This window comes from Dehalococcoides mccartyi 195, from assembly GCF_000011905.1.
GTDB lineage: Bacteria > Chloroflexota > Dehalococcoidia > Dehalococcoidales > Dehalococcoidaceae > Dehalococcoides > Dehalococcoides mccartyi.
Genome location: NC_002936.3, coordinates 93,147 through 111,899 on the forward strand (window position 1 = coordinate 93,147; position 18,753 = coordinate 111,899).

Below are 18,753 nucleotides of genomic sequence, written 5' to 3' on the forward strand. Positions count from 1 at the left end.
TTTCCTATGCAAGTGGTTTTTTAGGTAATGCTGGCGGCTGATGAGGGAAATAAAGACAACTGGATTGGGAATGTTTTATATTGAGGAAAGTAGCTTTACCGTAAGACTTATAAGCAGGCAAACTGTGGGTTGCGGCTTTTTTATTAAACAGAAGTTTAAGGGGGGCGGTACAGACCGCCCCCCGTGTAACCGGTTTATTTCTTGTGTTTTTCTATCTCTTCTTCTACTTCTTTAGCCCCGTCGGCGTAAAAGGATTCTTCGTCAGGTGCAAGTTCTTTGAGAAGTCTGAGGAATTCACCTGCGTGTACTTTTTCTTCATTGGCAATATCTCTGAGTACTTCTATGGCAAGCCTGTTGGTAGTGGATTCGGCCAATTGCAGGTATAACTGAATGGCTTCGTATTCGGCCGCTACCATAAACCTTATTGCCCGGATAAGTTCTTCATTGCTTAGGGGCTGGCTTTTGGCCAATCCTGAAAAAGGTGTTCCAAACTCTGGCATTGTATCCTCCTGCTCAAAATATTGTTACAACCCTTTAATTATAATACACTTTTGCGGCTCTGGAGACACCTGTTTTGGTAAAAGTGACCGGGGGAATGGTATTAGCCGGAAACAGCTTTTTTGTTTGCGGCTATGTCTCTGGCTGTGTCCAGGTCTTCGGGGCGGTTGATATTGAAAAAACTGCGGTGTTCGGGGTCAAAGCGGTTAATCTCAGGTTCTTCTATATATCTTGTGTGCAGGCGGGCAAGTAAATCACTGACGGCCAATTTGCCCTGGCTTAACAGGCTAAGGGCTTTTTCACCGGCTGATTTAGAGTAAATGGCATGCAGGGGTTCAGGTTTTTGCCCAAGTCTGGGTACGACAGCCTCAAAGCCTGCCACCTGGTCTTTCATATACTCCAGCAGAGCCCGGTTGAGGAAGGGCATATCGCAGCCTACCACCAGATTAAACTGGGATTTTGAGGCCTTAAGACCGCTGTAAATACCGGCCAGAGGCCCTTTTTCCGGCAGGATATCCCGCACTATTTTTATGCCGGGTAGCGGCTGTATTTTTGCATCTGCCTGGCCGTAAGCGGTAACCACCAGAATTTCCCGCCCGTAACCGTTAAGGTTAGCTACCGCCCTTTCCAGCAGGGTTTGCGAATCTAAGGTGGCGCTAATTTTATCCCTGCCCATGCGCTTGCTTTTGCCGCCTGCCAGTATAATGCAGCTTATATCCGTCTTGGCAGGCGGGGTTTTAAAAAAGGCGGGGTGTATATCCGGGTCGGCCTCTATATCCTGTATGACAAAAATATTTTCGGACTCCTCCGGGGCGAAGGCGGCCAGAAACTTTTGAAGCAGGGATTTGCGGACTACGGAGACAGTATAAGGTGCTTTCCGGTAAGCCAGACGGGCTTGTCCGGCCAGCCCCTTGCCGGCTATCTCCAGGTGTCCCATTTCATCCAGGAAAATAACCTCATAGCCAGTCCGGAGAGCTTCCTTGATGGCGTTACAGGCGAAATCAAGCCCGCTTTGGAGGATAGAGTATCTGCCAACCTTTTCACCCTGGAAATCAGCCGGAGGGTTAGTCAGGCTGAAAACAGCCTCTGCCGAAGTGCGGATATCGGTAACCGTGTAACCTGTTTTGGTGTCTTCCTGAAACACAGGGTGGCAGATAATGCCGCCGGTTTTAAAACCGTACTCCCGCAGGTACCGGGCATATCTCTGGCAATGTGAGCTTTTTCCGCTGCCCACTTCTCCGGTGATAATAAGGTTCACCTAACCTCCCAGATGAAATACTGCCGGAATAACCCAGCACGATATCACTGTCACGGCTGAGGTTATGTAGTACGCGCGGGGATAGCTGGTTTTGAAATTGGCCAGTTTGGGCATACCGAATTTGCCCAGATAGTAGCCTATGGCCAGGGTAATGCTGCCAGCCAATGCCACCGGCCAGCCGGTGCTTATTATGGTGTCTATCTTGCCGGCCATATCCAGCATAGGCCATTTGCCCATACCGAATACAGAGGCGATAACCGCATATAATACTATACCCAAAGCACCTGACAGAAAGCCGGTAGTTATCTGGGCAAGGAGGTGCTTTTCCATAGCTTTTTTGAAGATAAAGGCCACCGCTCCAAAGGCAACCGCCTCCATTATGATGGCGACTGCCGGGTTAATTACATAAGCCGAAAAGACCGGCTCGCCGAATATCAGGGCGGAGAAGGGTTTAAAAGCGGCTGCAATAACGCCCAGCAGGGGGATAAGGGCGGGTTTTCTGGTAATGCTCATAAATATAGCCATAAGGGATATAGCTAAGCCTCCCATAACCGCACCTTGATAGGTAAAGTGGATTGCGTGCAGGAAACCCCCCAGTGCCATTTCCAGAAGCCCCCAGACAGAGCCGATGACGGCCAGGGTCAGAAGGGCGGGGATACGGTTTTTTTCAGGGTTTAAGTATATGCTCATAGTTAGTCTCCTTGTACTTTGGTTAGGTATTAACTTTTTCCAGTCTGACCTTGGTATCATAAAAAACGGCACTGCCCCCGATGGTATCCACCAGACAGGTATTTTTCAGGTGGGGGTCTACCCTCATGGCGGCGTTGGCGTTCACCCCCTTGGTGCGTTTGGCCTCACCCGGAATAAGCTCACCGTCAATGGTGATATCCAGCCCGCCGTAGGCGAAATGGCCGTATCCCAGTGAAAAGGCTACTACCCCGGGGCGGATACCCTGCATAATATTTAGTTTGGCGTTCATAGGCCATTCCTGACCGTTCCGCAGATTCCAGACGCCCCTGGGATTGCTTTCGGATACCACCCTGACTATATCTGTTTTGGTCAAGCCAAGCCTGTCTGCATCAGCTTGGTTAATCAGTATCGTGTTTTCAGGCAACAGGGGGTTCAGATAATAATTGCCGGCGGTGGTAGGGGTGCGGGCAATCTCCCTGTAGGTAATCAGGTTTAAGTCATAGCCGTTTTTCTCATCATTCAGCTCCTGCCCGTAGCAATCCCGCCCGGCGGTAATATAGCAGGCATGGCCGGGGATGGGTTCACCCGTCTGCGAGTTTTTGACTTCGGTAGTTTTTTCCAAAAATACGTTGAACAGGCGGCCGTATTTGTTGCCCAGCTGCTGGTTGGCCGGGTAGCCACCCTCATAGTCCTGAAAGCGGCCGCCCCGGTTTAGCATATAAACAACCTTTGGCCAGTTTTCACCCGCCAGGCTGCTCCAGCGTTCAAGGTTGTAAATATTATCCGGCAGATGGCGTCTGGCCTGGGTAAATATGCGTATTTCTTCTTCGTCTGCATCAGGCACAGCATCAGAGCCGTCAGCTTTTTCGCCGAAAGCCAGATTAGCCGCCATTCTAATGTAGAGGTCATCAAAGTGGTTAAGGGGTATGCCGTTACCCAGCCCGTCCGGCCCGAAGCCCGGCAAGCCCATTTTTTCGGCCAGCCCCAGCAGCATGGTTTCCATGGAAAGGGGCATGTCCTGACCGAATACTTTCACTATTTCCACCAGCGGGGCAATAGCAGGCTGTCTGACCGGCTGGGATTTAAAGGGGATAGTATTCTGGCTGCCGGCAAATTCCCAGCGTTCCATATTGGTCAGGTCCGGGAAGATATAATCTGCATACATGGAGGTTTCACCTACCACTATATCGGTAACAACCAGCAGGGGCAGTTTTTCCGGGTCTGACAGAAACTCCAGAGCGGTATGCCCGGCCGGGACTACGTAAACAGGTGAACCCATATGCAGGAAAAGAGCCTTGATAGGGTAGGGATAGGCATCTCCGGCCGAGGGGATAACCTCCTGATAAACATCCTCCGAAAGGGGATACCAGTTCCGCTTGGCCGGATAACCCTGACTCTTAAACAGGGTGGTATCTTCGTATATATGCCCGTACCTTACTATATTTATGCCGGAGGGAGTAAGGGCGCCGAGCTTCATCTTGCCCAGATTAAAAGGGCCGCCGGCTTTGCTGCCGCTGATATCATAGGCAGAGCCTTTGAGCATGCCGCCCTGCCAGTCATAGTTGCCTATAAGCATATTCAGGTTCCACCAGGCAAGGGCGTTATAAAAGCCGTTGGTATGCTGGCTGACTCCCCGGTGGACATCCGCTGCCGCTTTTTTGCCGTGGCTGGTAAATTCGCTGGCCGTTTCGGCAAGGTCATCCGCCTTTACCCCGCAGATTTCAGCCCATTCCTCCAGAGTGTGGCTGGAGGCTTCGTCCCGGAGTATCTGCAAACTGCTTTTTACCCGCAAACCGTTTATAACGGTGTCAATGAGCAGCTCACCTTCAGCCGCATTTACGGTATCATTCGGGTCAAACCGGGCGGGTTCTCCGTTTTTCATAATCAGCGGGGTATCAAAGCCGAAGCTGCCCTGTTCCAGGCCGATATCCGAAGCCCGAAGAAACCTTTCGGCCTTGCCTTCGGCATCTATCTTTACCAGCCAGGTGGAGCCGCTCCAGGTGGGCTCTCCGTCTGCATCAGCGGCGGCTTTGTTGGCATTGGCTAGGTATTTGGCGTTATAGCGGTTGTTATCAAATATCCAGCGGATTAAAGCCAGTGCCAAAGCCCCCTCGGTACCGGGTTTAGCCGGAAGCCATTTCCAGGCCTTTGAAGCGGCCTTGGAGAAACGCGGGTCTGCCACCGCATATTTCATCCGGCCGCTGTCCAGCCCGTCTGCTATACGCATGGCGCGGCTGGTTGGGCCGAAGCTGGCCTCAAAGGGGGATGCGCCGGTGAAGATGACAAATTCGCTTTTGCCTATATCGGCCATCCAGTAAAATTTATCACCTTCTATAAATTCGCCGGTTGCGGAATCAAACTTGGCACTTAAGGCCTTGGCTGACTGAAATAAACTGCCCTGGCAGACTGTGGTATGTCCATGAGCGTTTATAGAACCCATGGCGTCATGGGTAAAGCGTTTTATAAAATCCACCCGTCCGCCCTGGGTCCGCCCGAACATATAGCAAAAGCCGTTGTTTTTCAGCCCAAGGTCAGGGTGGTTGGGGTCTATAAATTTATCCAGATAATCCCGGTATTTTTCTTTAAAGGCCTCTACCAGAGCTGTTTTTTTAGTTTCATCTTTTTCAGCCCAGATAGCCTTTATATCAGTGTTAATGGCTTTTGTTACTTCGGGGGAGCGCAAGGCCCAGATATCTTTTAAGCCTTCCACGTTCCGGTTTTCTTCACCGGGTACGTTTGAAAAAAGTTTGCCGCCGCTGGCTATTTCTTCTACTGCCTGGTCAAAGGGGATGCTCTTCCATTTGTTTGAGCCGCGGGGGCCGTCACGCTTTATTACCTTGACCAGACGGAACGGGTCATACGAAGTTTGGGCACCCGAATGCCCTTTGGGGCAGATGCTGGCGTCTGTCAGGGCAGAGGTAGTTACCGGTGTTTTATAATCCAGCTGGGGCATCATATTCCAGGGGCTGAACGGGTTTCCGTCCACCTTGGCAATGACCCCGTCAACCAGCTTTACTTTTATACTGCACTGGGTGGCACACTGCTGGCAGGTGCTGTAGATAATATCTTCGGGCCTGGATAAAGAATAATCATTGTCGCCCAGGATCTTTCTGGGGTGGGTCACCAGCTCGCAGCCGGACAGCAGGGCAGTACCCCCCAGCAAAGCGGAAACCTTTATAAAATTAGCCCAGGTTATGCCCCCGGAGGGGTTTTTGGCTTGCCTTTCATTATTCATTGCCGGTTTCCTCATCTCCAATTCTGACAGGTATCAGTTTCATCATCCTGGCCACCATGTAAAATACCAGAATGGCTGCGGCCGTCACCCCCGCTGAAAGCGCCCATTCGGGCAGGGTGGGTATGTAGCTGTCTATATATCTGCTGTCTATAATGGGGCTGGATAAAAAGTCTGCCCCGGCCACTACCTGAGCCGGAATGATAAAATTCAAACGGGCAACAGCCGCCCCCAGAAGCACCAGCACACCTACACTCAGCCCCCAGGCCGGTTTTTTGGATAAGCCGGGTTTAACCAGAATGGTGATTAGAGCTGCCATGGCTACCACAATGCCCAGACCCATCTGGACTATCCAGAAGCCGTACCAGTACTGTCCGAACATTATATAGTTGGCGGCTTCGATAGTGGGCGGGGTGGCGTCATATATGCCCACAAACAGCACCGAGCCTATTATGTAGGTAATGGCAAGCAGTAAAATCATGGTGGAAATTACCATAGTCCTGGCCAGGCGGGGGTAACCGGGGCTTTTTTTATCTCCGTACAGGGCAACTATAATGCGTGACAGGGCGAACCCGGCGGACATACCGAAGATAGGGAAGAGTACCGGAAAAAGACCCACGCTCCAGAATGAATGTGAAGACTGGGTGCTAAGGGTAAATCCCACCGCCCCGCTGGCAATAACTGCTACCGGGAAACCCAAAATCATCAGCCATTTTACTACCGGTTCTTTGGGGAAAGGCAGGCGTTTTTGGGGCATAAACAGAACGAATAAAATTGCGGCCGTAGCCAGGGCAATCAGGGTATAAATCCAGACAGACCAGGCCAGCACCGAATCAAAGTTAGGGTGCAGAAATACGTTCATTACCCGTTCGGGGCGGCCTTCGTTGATAAGAATATGCACCAGACCGGCACCCAGACTGGTCAGCGAAGCCAGCATAAATATCTTGCCCGTGCCGGTAAAGGTTTTAACCTTAAAAAGCAGGTCCAGCGAGGCTATAAAAAACATACCGGCTGCGGTACTGGCAAAAAATACGTAGAGTGCCATCCACAAGCCCCAGACTACGAAACTGCCCAGTCCGAGCATCTGCTGACCGTTGTTGAGGAGCATCAGGAATCCCCAGACTCCGGCCGCCAGGGAAAGGATTAATATACCCAGGGCTATCCTTTTCCAATTCATGGTTTGCGGTACTCCTCCCCTTAAAATAAATAATAAACTGAAGGGTCAGTGCCCAGCTCTGATTTAAGCTGGATAATGCCCGGGTTGGCTATCAGTTCCGAAACCAGGCTGTCAGGGTCATTGGCATCACCGAAGTAGTTTACCCGGCCGATGCAGGTGGTGACACAGGCCGGCAGCATGCCCTTTTCCAAGCGGTGCAGACAGAAATGGCATTTTCTGGCATTGCCGATGGGTGAGTCCCGTTTGGGGGTGCGTGAATGTTGGTAGCCGTATTCAAAACTGGGGGCACTTTGCCAGACCCCGCCTTGCTCATAACCCAGCACCAGGCCGGAGTCCTCAGGTTCGTCTTCCAGATAGTTATCGCCGTAGTCCATAGTCCGGGCAACATAAGGGCAGGCCACTATGCAAAAACGGCAGCCTATGCAGCGGTGATAGTCAATTACCACTATCCCGTCCGGCTGTTTAAAGGTGGCACCCACCGGGCAGACTTTGGTGCAGGGGGGATTGTCACAGTGCATGCAGGGGCGGGGAGTGAAACGCCGGGAGACATTAGGGTACTGGCCCATCTCTTCGTCCATAACAAAGCGGTATATCACCCCCGGAGGGAGTTTGTTTTCCGAGATGCAGGCTTCGGTGCAGGCATGACAGCCGACACATTTCCTAAGGTTTATTACCATAGCCCAGTGGCGTTCGGCGGCTGGTTTCTGCATGGCCCGGCGCAAATCTTCCTGCATCCGGATAAGGGGGTCTTCCTTAACAGGGCTGGGAAGGAAAGTGGTTTCTTCCGGCGGAAAGCTGGCCGCAGAGGGGGGTGCAACAGCCGCTTTGAAATTCTGAGTGCCTTCGTCCAGCTTTATTATAGCTGCCAGACCCAGCACACCACCGGAGCTTTTTATAAAATCCCTGCGGGTTGGAGGGGGAGTTGACTGGGAATTTCCCTGTTTACGTTTATCTGTCATCGCTCACTCCTGCCATACTTGATACTTATCTAACAAGATACCTTGTTTAGTTTGGCTGTTCCGGAGATTAGGGGTGATAGATATTGCGAGGCTGGGGTATTATCTTGGGGTACCAAGTAGTATTAGTTCTTAGGTACTAGTACCACTTGGTAGAGTATAATGAATACAACACCTCGCTGTCAATTTACTCTGATTCGCTTTTGGCCTTATAATTACTATAGCACAGTTTTGGGGGTGCATTTGGCCAGATTTACTCATGAAATATATCCGGTATTACTCTGCTTTACGCGCGTTGACGCTTTTAGGGTATTGGTATAATATTACTAACGGGCATATGCTCATAATAACAGAGTAAATTCCGGACTGCAAACTGGTATTTATTGATGTGGTGCAGTTATGCTAAGTGAACCTGACGGCGGGGCTGGCAGGTGTAGGTTTTAAATAAAATACACGGGAGAATATCTGGATTATGTCTACTGAAGCTGAAATACGGGAAATACTGGGGAAAGTAAAGGTCGCAGCGGCTGGAACTACCCTGGCCGAGCTTAATCTGTTGCGGGAGGTTACGGTTCAGCCGGATAAAATAGCAGTCAAAGTAGCCAGCGCCGGTTTATCCGAAGACAGCCGGCAGATTTTGCGGCAGGAAATAGAGCTGGCTCTAAAGCCGGTACTTAAAAAACAAACCCTTGAGATTGAGTATATTACAGTGCCTCTGAAAGATCTCAACCGGGTTAAAAAAGTAGTGGCTGTTATGAGCGGCAAGGGCGGGGTAGGGAAATCCCTTATAACAGGTTTGTGTGCGGTGGCCTTAAACCGTCAGGGGTACAGGGTGGGCATACTGGATGCCGATATAACCGGCTCAAGTATACCCAAAATGTTTGGTGCCAACCAGAAGATTATAGGTAACGAAGAGGCTATTTTGCCGGTTCAATCCCGCGGGGGTATTTCTTTGGTATCCACCAGCTTATTATTGACTAATCAGGATGATGCCGTTATCTGGCGCGGGCCGCTTATTTCCAAGATGATTAACCAGTTCTGGGATGATGTACTCTGGGGAGAGCTGGATTACATGGTGGTGGATTTGCCTCCCGGTACCAGTGATGCCGCACTTACGGTCTTACAGGCGCTGCCTATTTCGGGTATTCTGGTTGTTTTCACCCCTCAGGGTCTGGTGGAGATGGTGGCCAGAAAAGCGGTGAGCATGGCCAAAAAAATGGAAAAACCCATTATCGGTTTAGTGGAGAATATGGCTTATCTGAAAGTCCCCGAACTGGATAAAAAGATTGAGGTTTTCGGTGCCGGACACGGCGAAGAGTTGGCCAAATCAATAGGCGTGCCTTTTATAGGTCAAATGCCCTTGGACCCTGCTCTGGCGGCCTTATGCGATAACGGGAATATTGAAAAGTACCAGCACCCCTTGCTGGATGAGCTGGAAAAGGCTATTTCCCGCTCATAATAAAGTCATAATCAAGATAAAAGGGCAGACCTAAGAAGGTCTGCCCTTTTTTTATATTCGTTTAAAACTGAGGCTAAACCTGTTTTAACCATGTTTTTGGCCTAGAGGAAGAGTATTACCCCCAGTATGGCCAGCTCCAAAGCTATGGCATAAGCGGCCACTACTGACCAGTTTTTCTGCTGGACAAAGTAACCGGGGCTGTTTATGGCTGAATAAATAAACATACCGGTTGCCAGCAGATACAGGCTTTCCCCCCAGCTCTGTTCAGACAGCAAGCCTGTACCTGCCAGAATAAGCATAAGGGCGGTGGCAAATTCGGCAGCTGAGCGGAGTATGAGCTCATACGTACCCCACCTGGATTTATAGCCTTTGTTGGGGTCCTGGAGCGCCCGCCGGTTAAGGTTTTCTCTCCACTGGAAAATAACAAGCACACCGATAACTATTGAAAATATTGCTGCAAAGCTCATTTAATCCTCCCTGCCTGCCGGGTAGAGTAAGCTCAAGTGGGGTGCTAAGTAGCCCCCTATATTTAAAGTATAGCATGTAAAAGGCCGGGGATAATATAAAAAGGGGGGAATACTCCCCCCGCTCAATTAAATACAGTATCTTATATATGATTATCAAGATTCCCTGTAGGCCACCCAGAGGGTGCCGGGGCCGCCGTGAGTCCCCAGAACAGCTCCCAGCTGGGCAAGTATAGTCTGGTCTTTGGGGAAAATATCACTAAGCATATCAGCCAGTTTATGGGCGGTTTCCGGGGTAGTAGAATGGATTACGCTGAAATCAGCTATGTTTTTACCTGTTTTGGCAAACTCCACCAGCCGCTCCAAACCTTTGGCGGTATTGCGTACCCTGCCGCAGGGCTGGTATTCGCCGTCTGCCACTGTCAGTACGGGTTTTACCCCCAGCAGAGAGCCCATAAGTATTTTGGCTTTGCCAAGCCGCCCGCCCACCTGAACATACCGCAGGGTATCAAAAAAGCCCATCAGCTTTATCTTGGGTATGCTGTTCTTGCAGTCTTCCACAATCTCCCCCAGCTTTTTGCCTGAACGGGAGGCTACGGCAGCCGCCTTGATAATAAGCCCCATGCCCATGGAGAGCAGACGGGAATCTATAACCTCTATGGGGCAGCTTACGCCCGAAAGTTTGGCGCCCTCTATGGCGGACTGGTAAGTGCCGCTGAATTTAGAGGAAATGTGGATGGATACAATGCCGGTGGTATTATCTTTAGCCAGCTCACGGTAGACATTGGCAAAATCTTCGGGGCTGGGCTGGGAGGTTTTGGGGTGGATGCCGCCGTGTATCAGCCTGTGAAAAAAGGTTTCCTTATTTATATCCACACCGTCACGGAATACTTCAGTGCCAAAATGGACGTAAAGAGGTACAACCGTAATCCCCAGATTTTTTACCAGGTCAGCCGGTAAATCAGCAGTGCTGTCAGTGACTATTTTAATGGTCATGTGGAATTTACTAACTCCTTGTTGAAATTTATGGGCAGTTCCCACAGTATACTGGTATAACACTTTTGTGTAAAATTTTATTAATATAATTAGACAAATGGTAATATTTTGAATATTCATTACAGATAGCTTTTATCCGTCTGGAAGGCGGGTATGTTATGATAAATACCAACTAAGCTTTACCGGGGAGTGGGCGAATGGAGTTTCAGATTTGGGGTTATCTGGTTTTTGCACTTAGTCTGGTGGCTTTGGTGCTGGCATTCCGGGTGATGCGGCGCAAGCGGCTGGTAGATGATATACCCACTTCGCGTACCCAAGAGGTATTTATCGGTCTGGTTGAGCTTAAAGGCAGGGCTGAAAGCGAAAATCCTTTTACCGGCTTTCTTTCGGCTAAGAAGTGCGTTTACTATCATTATAAAGTAGAGGAACACTGGTCACGTCTGGTGACTGAAACTTATACCGATGCTAAGGGGCATGTGGGTGTCCGTACCCGGCAGGAGAGCGGCTGGACACAGGTGGCCTCCGGCAAAGAGATGCAGCCGTTTTACCTTAAGGACGAAACGGGGATTATCCTTATACAGCCGGAGGGGGCGGATATCCAGCCCCAAACCCTGTTTGACCAGACCTGCGGCCGGAGTGACCCGCTGTACTATGCCAAAGGCCCGCAGGGGAGTATAGCTAATTCTGACCACCGGCGCCGTTTTACCGAGGAAGCTATCCCGCTGCATGCAGAGCTTTACATAATGGGACAATCCCGGGAACGGGGGGATATAGTTGCCCCTGAAATAGCCAAAGACAAATCTGCCCCTATGTATGTGATTTCCACCCGGACTGAGAAGCAGATAAGCCGCAGTTACAGCGGCTGGTTCTGGTTCTGGATAATCCTGGGTTTGCTGGTATCTTTAGGCAGCGGGTTACTTTTGTCTCAGCAGGGTGCTGAGGGTTTTAATCCGGGCTGGGGTGCGGTTTGGTGGCTGGGGTTTTATCTCTTTGGCTGGCTGCTGGGCTGGCTTTGGGCGGGTTATAACAGTCTGGTGGGGCTTCGGAACAGGGTTTGCCAGGGATATGCCCAGGTGGATATACAGCTGAAACGCCGTTTTGACCTGATACCCAACCTTGCAAAGAGTGTAGCGGGTTTTTCTAAGCATGAGCATGAGCTGCAGGAGATGCTGGCGGAAGTACGCACTATCTCCAAGGTAAACGGGCAGGATACTACGGATATCCGGAGTGCCTCTGCCATACTGGTTTTTAATATGGAAAAATACCCCGAACTCAAGGCAGATACTCTCTTTCTGAAACTCCAGGAGGAACTGGCGGCTACCGAGTCTCGGATAGCTTTGGCTCGTGACTACTATAACTCTATAGCTACTTTTTATAATACCCGCCGTGAGATATTCCCTGACCGTCTGCTGGCCGGGATTTTTGGCTTTAAAGAGCGGGTGCTTATAAATGCCAGTGACCTTGAGCGGACAGCCCCTGAGGTGAAACTGGCAGAATAAAAAAAGTTCTGGGCAATACTTGCTGGCGGACAGGCGTGGTTAGAAAGTGAGGTACGGCAGGCATGAGGAGATTTTTTCAGGAAAAGCCGGGTGCAGTGGAATTTTTGTTGCCGGCAATGGTTTTTACCCTGGCGGTGAGTCTGTTTCCGCTATTCAGTTCAGGTATGACCTGGATACTGGGTGACCGCTTCGGGCAGGGGGCAGGGGTGCTGGGACTAATTGCCCTTGTTATTTTCGGTCTGTCCTTTCTGGCTAAGCCTCTGCGCGGTTTGTTATGCAGTTATAAAGCCATTATTTTCAGTGCCGGCGGAGTGGCCATACTCAGCCTGCTGGCCCAGATAGGCTTTGCCGAGCCTCTGATAAACTTTATCTGCTCTGCTTTGGGTCTGTCTCTCTTTGCTGTTTTTTTGGCGGTTTATCTGGATAGTGCCCGGGTGCGGGGGGCATCTTCAGTGGGGCATTTCGGGGCGGGGGTTGTCTTCGGCTTACTGCTGAATGCCGCTTTGTCTGCCGGATTTGGCACTTATGACCTGGTAAACCAGCCTTCGGTTTTTCCCTTGCTGATTAGTGCTGTGATAGCGGCGTTTATATTATTTTTGCTTAGTGTGCATATGCCTCTGGCAGAGGGACCGGCTGCCAGTAACAATGGCTTGGGCTGGCTGGTGATAGGGCCATTCCTGTTTTTAGAACTGGTAGTTTTCGGCAATATTGCCCGGCTGTCTGCCCTCAGCGGTTTTTCCAGCCCGGTTGCTTCTTTATTTGTGCTGGGGGCTTTATCACTGGGTTTAGTGGGCATACTCTGGGTGTTTTCACTCAACCAAAGGCATATAAGGCTGCTGTCCATGATTGCCAGCCTGTTTTTGATACTTTCCCTGACCGGTATTTCAGGCGGAGTGGCGGCTATAAGTCTTGCCCAGCATTTTCTGGGGCAGCTGGCATTGATACTCCTGTTCGGGGTGATTCTCCGCTATATTGGCGGCAGAATGGCTGAGGGGCAGCCTGAAAGCCTGAACTTGCCTAACGGGCTGGGCATGATTTTATTCGTTGTGCTCCTGCTGGGGTATTATGCGGTGTATCAGGTGGCTGTGCCGTATGATAATACAGTCTTGGAGCTTGTGGCCGGGCTTATGGTGGTGGTTTTGGGCTTGTATTCAGGGCGGGAGTGCCTGCCTCTGCTGGACTTTAAGGGTGAACGCTTTATTTTGCCGACTATGTCCATACTGCTCCTGACGCTGCCCCTTTTAGGTTTGCTTACCTATAAAACGCCTCCGGCTGCACCTCAGTTTAGCGGCACTCTGCGTATTATGACTTATAATTTACATAACGGGTTTAATACCCAGGGTAAGCTGGATTTGGAAGCTCTGGCCAGGGTTATTGAAGACAGCGGGGCGGATGTGGTGGCCTTACAGGAAATTTCCCGCGGTTGGGTGATAAGCGGGCGGGTGGATATGCTGGAGTGGCTTGCCCAGCGGCTGAATATGCACTTCGCTTTTGGGGCTACTGCCGGTGAATACTGGGGGAATGCCATATTATCCAAATATCCCATACTGGATACCCACAATGTCAGTCTGGAAAGTGAAGGTCTGCCTATCAAACGGGGCTATCTGAACGCTGTACTGGATTTGGGTGTCAGGTATCTGTACCTGGCGGCTACCCATTTGCACCACGTGCCCGAAGAAGGGGAGGTGAGGGTTATTCAGGCAGAGGAGCTGGCAGATTTTTGGCACCATGCCCCCTCTACTGTAATAATGGGTGATTTCAATGCCGAACCGGATTCAGCGGAGATAGCTATACTGCGGCAGGCAGGCTTTTCTGACAGCCTGGAGGGGCAGACTTCGGTTCTTACTTACCATGCGGCAGATTTATACCAGAGAATAGATTATATCTGGGCTTCGCCTGATATAGAGTATCTGGATTCTTATACTGTATTTAGTCTGGCCTCAGATCATCTGGCTATTATTGCCGATATACGGCTTTCCTGAGGATATCTGGGTAATAAAAAAAAGGCGGTAAAAGCCCGCCCTTGTAAGTCCGGTATTTATAGCCGGGGTTACTTGATGTCCAGCTCTGCCTTCATCATTTCCACCACCCGGTTTACAGCCTTGTCTACTGCCGGGGTAAGCTCAAACCCCGGTGCCATACTGCCGGGCTGGATACCGTAGATTATAATATCCTTTGGCAGGGCGTCATGGTATTTGGCCAGATTAAGTATTTCCATCAGCCCCATCTGGTGGAAAGAGATATCTATTTTCTGCTCGGTTTTGATATCTTCGGGGCGGAAGCGGTATATCATGCCGGGTTCGTCTCCGCCGTGAACCGCATCCAGTATAAATATTTTTTCACGCCCGGATATCACGTCCAGTAAATCCATGGCGGCGGTGCCGCCGTCATACAGCTCCACATCTTCAGGAACAGGAAACCGGGATAGCCGCTCTATGCAGCGTACCCCGGCACCTTCATCACTCAAGAGTATATTGCCTGTACCCAGGACCAATATAGGTTTGGGAGATTCACTCCCCGGATTAAAAAACATACTTAGTATACGCGGAAGCGGCTGATTTCGTTGCCGGTGGGAGAGACCAGGTGAACGGCACAAGCCAGACACGGGTCAAACGAGCGGACAATACGAACCAGCTCAAAGGGATTGTCATTATCACGTACCTTAGTACCGATAAGCGCCTGCTCCACCGGACCGTAAACACCCTGATTATCCTTGGGCGAACAGTTCCAGGTGGTGGGCACTACGCACTGGTAGTTGCTTATTTTGTGGTTTTCAATCTTTATCCAGTGGCCGAGAGCGCCGCGGGGGGCTTCCCAGAGGCCCATGCCTTCGGCAGTTTCGGGTATTTCATAATCAGCAATAACCGGTTCGCCAATCTTGAGTTCCATCAGCCACTTGACCATTTCGTCAGCCACAATCTTGCATTCCAGAGCACGGGCGGCATGTCTGCCGAGGGTGCTGAAGAGGGCAGCAGGACCGGCACCGAAATGGGACAGGGTATCATTCACCATCTGCTGAACCAAGGGGTCACCGGATACGTAGTTGACTACCATACGGGCCAGAGGGCCTACTTCGTAGGGAGTGCCATCGTAGCGGGGGGCTTTAAGCCAGGAATAGCCGTCAGCCTTGGTAAATTCAGGTTCGGTTACCTCGTTCAGGGGATATTCAGTAGTATCACCCTTGAACCAGCTGTATTTGATGGATTCGGTAATCTTGCTGGGGTCAAAGGTGCGGTGAGCCAGGTCAGATGCGGAAACCACACCCTGAGTGAACAGCCTCTGGCGGGTAGCCAGATTAGTGCCGCTGGCCTCAAGGTCAAACACACCATAGCTGAGCAGGTTGCCGCAGCCCACACCGATACCGAAGTAATCAGGATAGGACTCAGCTACTGCAATAACGTCAGGTATGTATACATTATCAATAAAGTTGCGCAGGGTATTCAGCTTGCTCATAAAGTTTGAAATGCTGTCTATGCTGGGGTGTGAAGTAACACCGCCGGCAACCACTGCCACGCTGTGGGGCAGACGGCCGCTGTAAATGGCGGACATTTCATGAGCCAGGCGGCGCATATTCAGGCCTTCAACATAATGGGCAACTGCGGCCTGGGCTACCTTTTTGGGCAGGCGGTAATCACCTTCGTATCTGGGGTAGAAAGGCGCCAGCATGGACATATCACCGGCAGCCAGAGCCCGGGCAATGAAATCTTTAACTTTCAAAAGTTCAGGGTCAGTGCCGTCATAATCTGCTACTTCGGTTACGTCTACATAGTCCAGAGCGGCCAAATGGTAGAAATGGACTATGTGAGAAGCAATGTAGTTGGCACCCTGAATAAGGTTGCGGAGTATCCGCCCGTTATTCGGTATCTTGTCAGCTACACCAAAGGCAGAGTCCAGGTTTAAAGCGGCGGTAGTGCCGTGGGAGGTGGGGCAGACGCCGCAGATGCGCTGGGTAATGTGAACAGCATCACGCGGGTCACGGTCCTTCATAAATATTTCAAAGCCGCGGAACAGAGTGCCGACACACTTGGCATCCTTAACCTCGCCGCCGTCTACGGTGGCTTCGATTTTTAGATGACCTTCAATCCTCGTTATGGGGTCAATTACTATCTTCTGCATTTTCTTCTCCAAAGGTAAGATTACGGTCTACTAACCCTTTTTTGCGGCATTCCGCTTGGCTTTTTTAGCAAGTTCTACGGCTGCTACACCGGCAGTCAGTACCACGGCAGTACCGGCAATACCGATAGCCAGTTTGTCAGTACTATTGATAACAGGCGGTGCTTCAAACATGGGAGAAACCGCATCCGGGAAGCCGGGGTGGGCACAGCCGATACACGGAGAATCAGCTTCTACGCACCAGCGGGTTTTATTGTTCCAGAGCCTGTCAGAACAGTCAGCATAGGTCACCGGACCTTTGCAGCCTACCAGGAACAGACAGTAAGGCTCGGACAGTTTGGTGGCAAACAAACCCTTTTCGTAGTGACCGCGGCGCGGGCACTGGTCATGAAGGAGTTTGCCGTAATAAGCCTTGGGGCGGCCCATCTTATCAAGGTCAAGTGCGTCAAGTCCGCTCATAAGTATGGTAGCCAGAGTGCCCACTACCCAATCCGGATGAGGAGGGCAGCCGGGCAGGTTTACAACCGGGGTAGTTATATTATGGTCTTTAAGAATTTCTTCAAGAGCCTTGGCACCGGTGGGGTTGGGGGCGGCAGCGGTGATGCCTCCGAAGGCGGCACAAGTACCGGCAGCCACAATGGCCAGTGCCTTGGGAGCCAGATTCAGTACATGCTCCAGTATGGTGATACCTTCGCCGTTCTCTTCGCCTACCTCAGCATAAATCCCGTTATCTTTGAGGGGTACAGAGCCTTCAAGTACCAGTACAAACGGCCCTTTGGCCACGGTATCGGTGATAGTGCTCATAGCCAAATCACCCTGAGCGGCCATGATAGTGGGGTGGTACTGCATGGATACATGAGTACCGGGGACTACCGAAGTAAGCAGCAAATCCTGGATGGTGGGTGAAACAACGTTGATAGTAGAGATAGTGCATCCGTTGCAGCCCGCACCCTGGAGCCATATTACCGGGATTTCTTTCAAAGCCTCGGCAAACATTTTTTCAAATTCGGGGAGCTTCAAAGCACCCAGACTGAGGGCGGCGGTAGAGCCGGCGGCTAGCTGTACAAAATCCCGTCTAGTAAGTTTAGTATTAAACATTTTTCCTACTCCATTCCAAAGTGGTTCTTTTGTCTAAACCCGCTTACGCCGGTCTAGTGCTTGCCAGCCTTGTTTTCAGCATGCTCGGCATCGTGTGCCTGCGCCTGAATTCTGCGGCCGCGGAAATACCATATGCCAACCATCAGCGAAGCTACTATAGAGATTTCCAAAGGTATGTTGCCCAGGAATTCTCTGGTGAAGCTGGGGAAGAACTCATTCTCATGCATGTCAAAGCCGATTTTTTCGGGTTCAACACTGCTTAAATACAAAACATGAGTACCGCCGGCTTCTTTTTCGCCGTAAACATAGGGGTAATATCTGTCAGGGTCATTTGCAAGTCTTTCATAGGCTTCGGCCAGCAGGTCAGCCCGTTCGCCGAATTTGATAGCACCGGTGGGGCAGGTAGCTGCACAAGCCGGTTCTACACCGTTTTCCACTCTGTTCCAGCACATGGTGCATTTGGTGATTTTAGCCCAGTTGTCATCCCACTCAAATTTGGGGATTTGGAAGGGGCAGGCGTTCTGGCAGTAACGGCAGCCGAAGCATTTGTCCTGATCCCAGACTACTGCACCGGTAGGCCGTTTGTGGAGGGCACCGACCGGACATACCGAAACGCAAGCCGGTTCATAGCAGTGCAAACACCTCTTGTGAGCGAAAATCCAGTTAAGTTTTCCGTCTTCTTCAATCTCCCTGCACTCCAGCAGGTTGTAGTTGAATGCGTTCTGTTCCAGGGGATTGGTCACTTCAGGACTGAAAGTTGTCTTGACAGCAGGGTTTTCGTTCCACTGTTTACAGGCTACCTGACAGCCTCGACAACCAGTACATCTAGTGGTATCAATCAGCATTCCATTAGGCATTCCTGTTGCCCCCCTTGTGCTTTAATCTCTAAAGGGCCTCGCCCTGTATTGCATAAACCAAATGATACTGTGCAGGTATTTTACAAAAAAGGTATAAAACCCATATTGTCTAGAATACCTCTAAACACCACCTGCGTGCAACCTGCAAAGTTCTAATACTTTCTTTCGGTTGTCCGCCGTTAGCACTAAGCCTTTTTTTCTGCCAGAGGCAGGCAGAATTTCAGTTTTTAACTGATGTATTGTAACACACAGGTTTTTACATCGTCAAAGGGGTATTAGTACTTTGATACTAGGTCTTAATCGTAAGGCCGAAAAATATTACCTATTATTTTATAAAAGATTATAAGGAAGTAGAGGTGCCGGGCTTATATATTAACAGGCAGCTTCGCACACTCCTTCAGATTGCCTGCTGAGCGAAGAATTTTAACACCCGTAATACTGAGTGTCAAACAGGTG

The 18,753-nt window shown here is 50.5% G+C and carries 15 protein-coding genes; 3 read left to right on the forward strand and 12 right to left on the reverse strand.

Going from position 1 to position 18,753, the window contains the following annotated elements; translation table 11 throughout:
* Positions 1–194 precede the first annotated feature (194 nt).
* From DET_RS00605 to DET_RS00630, 6 genes are all read right to left on the reverse strand, one after another.
* Positions 195–500, reverse strand: coding sequence for a ferritin family protein (locus DET_RS00605; protein ID WP_010935904.1), 306 nt, complete (start codon positions 498–500; stop codon positions 195–197).
* Positions 501–601: 101 nt separating this feature from the next.
* Entirely contained in the window at positions 602–1,756 is a 1,155-nt protein-coding gene (locus DET_RS00610; protein WP_010935905.1) for an NTP transferase domain-containing protein, read from the reverse strand.
* On the reverse strand, positions 1,757–2,446 hold the full coding sequence (locus DET_RS00615) for a hypothetical protein (protein ID WP_010935906.1): 690 nt from the start codon (positions 2,444–2,446) through the stop codon (positions 1,757–1,759).
* Between the two features lie 22 nt (positions 2,447–2,468).
* Entirely contained in the window at positions 2,469–5,681 is a 3,213-nt protein-coding gene (locus DET_RS00620; RefSeq protein ID WP_041223293.1) for a tetrathionate reductase subunit A, read from the reverse strand.
* On the reverse strand, positions 5,674–6,855 hold the full coding sequence (gene nrfD, locus DET_RS00625; protein WP_010935908.1) for an NrfD/PsrC family molybdoenzyme membrane anchor subunit: 1,182 nt from the start codon (positions 6,853–6,855) through the stop codon (positions 5,674–5,676). Before nrfD ends, DET_RS00620 begins: the two co-directional genes overlap by 8 nt.
* Before the next feature lie 20 nt (positions 6,856–6,875).
* A complete protein-coding gene (locus DET_RS00630; protein WP_010935909.1) occupies positions 6,876–7,814 on the reverse strand; it encodes a 4Fe-4S dicluster domain-containing protein in 939 nt (312 codons plus the stop codon).
* Between the two features lie 469 nt (positions 7,815–8,283).
* On the opposite strand from DET_RS00630, the gene DET_RS00635 reads away from it, so the two are divergent.
* Entirely contained in the window at positions 8,284–9,270 is a 987-nt protein-coding gene (locus DET_RS00635; RefSeq protein WP_010935910.1) for an Mrp/NBP35 family ATP-binding protein, read from the forward strand.
* A 101-nt stretch (positions 9,271–9,371) separates the two neighbouring features.
* On the opposite strand, the gene DET_RS00640 is transcribed toward DET_RS00635, so the two are convergent.
* Both DET_RS00640 and DET_RS00645 read right to left on the reverse strand, forming a co-directional pair.
* Positions 9,372–9,737, reverse strand: a complete 366-nt coding sequence (locus DET_RS00640; RefSeq protein ID WP_041223294.1) for a hypothetical protein — start codon at positions 9,735–9,737, stop codon at positions 9,372–9,374.
* 153 nt (positions 9,738–9,890) lie between these two features.
* Positions 9,891–10,730, reverse strand: a complete 840-nt coding sequence (locus DET_RS00645; protein ID WP_010935911.1) for a DegV family protein — start codon at positions 10,728–10,730, stop codon at positions 9,891–9,893.
* Between the two features lie 197 nt (positions 10,731–10,927).
* Between DET_RS00645 and DET_RS00650 the strand changes: the two genes are divergently transcribed.
* Positions 10,928–12,229 (forward strand): LemA family protein, encoded by a 1,302-nt coding sequence (locus tag DET_RS00650; RefSeq protein WP_010935912.1) that lies wholly within the window; start codon positions 10,928–10,930, stop codon positions 12,227–12,229.
* 62 nt (positions 12,230–12,291) lie between these two features.
* Positions 12,292–14,211, forward strand: a complete 1,920-nt coding sequence (locus DET_RS00655) for an endonuclease/exonuclease/phosphatase family protein (protein WP_041223295.1) — start codon at positions 12,292–12,294, stop codon at positions 14,209–14,211.
* 68 nt (positions 14,212–14,279) lie between these two features.
* Here the strand turns inward: DET_RS00655 and DET_RS00660 are convergent, their stop codons facing one another.
* From DET_RS00660 to DET_RS00675, 4 genes are read right to left on the reverse strand one after another with little or no spacing between them, the layout of a single operon-like run.
* Positions 14,280–14,762: a HyaD/HybD family hydrogenase maturation endopeptidase gene (locus tag DET_RS00660; RefSeq protein ID WP_010935915.1), complete on the reverse strand. Its 483-nt coding sequence runs from the start codon at positions 14,760–14,762 to the stop codon at positions 14,280–14,282.
* Positions 14,763–14,764: 2 nt separating this feature from the next.
* On the reverse strand, positions 14,765–16,345 hold the full coding sequence (locus DET_RS00665) for a nickel-dependent hydrogenase large subunit (protein ID WP_010935916.1): 1,581 nt from the start codon (positions 16,343–16,345) through the stop codon (positions 14,765–14,767).
* Between the two features lie 30 nt (positions 16,346–16,375).
* The gene (locus tag DET_RS00670; RefSeq protein WP_010935917.1) at positions 16,376–17,440 is read right to left on the reverse strand and encodes a hydrogenase small subunit; all 1,065 of its coding nucleotides are present in this window, start codon (positions 17,438–17,440) and stop codon (positions 16,376–16,378) included.
* Positions 17,441–17,493: 53 nt separating this feature from the next.
* The gene (locus DET_RS00675) at positions 17,494–18,297 is read right to left on the reverse strand and encodes a 4Fe-4S dicluster domain-containing protein (protein WP_010935918.1); all 804 of its coding nucleotides are present in this window, start codon (positions 18,295–18,297) and stop codon (positions 17,494–17,496) included.
* Between the last annotated feature and the right edge of the window lie 456 nt (positions 18,298–18,753).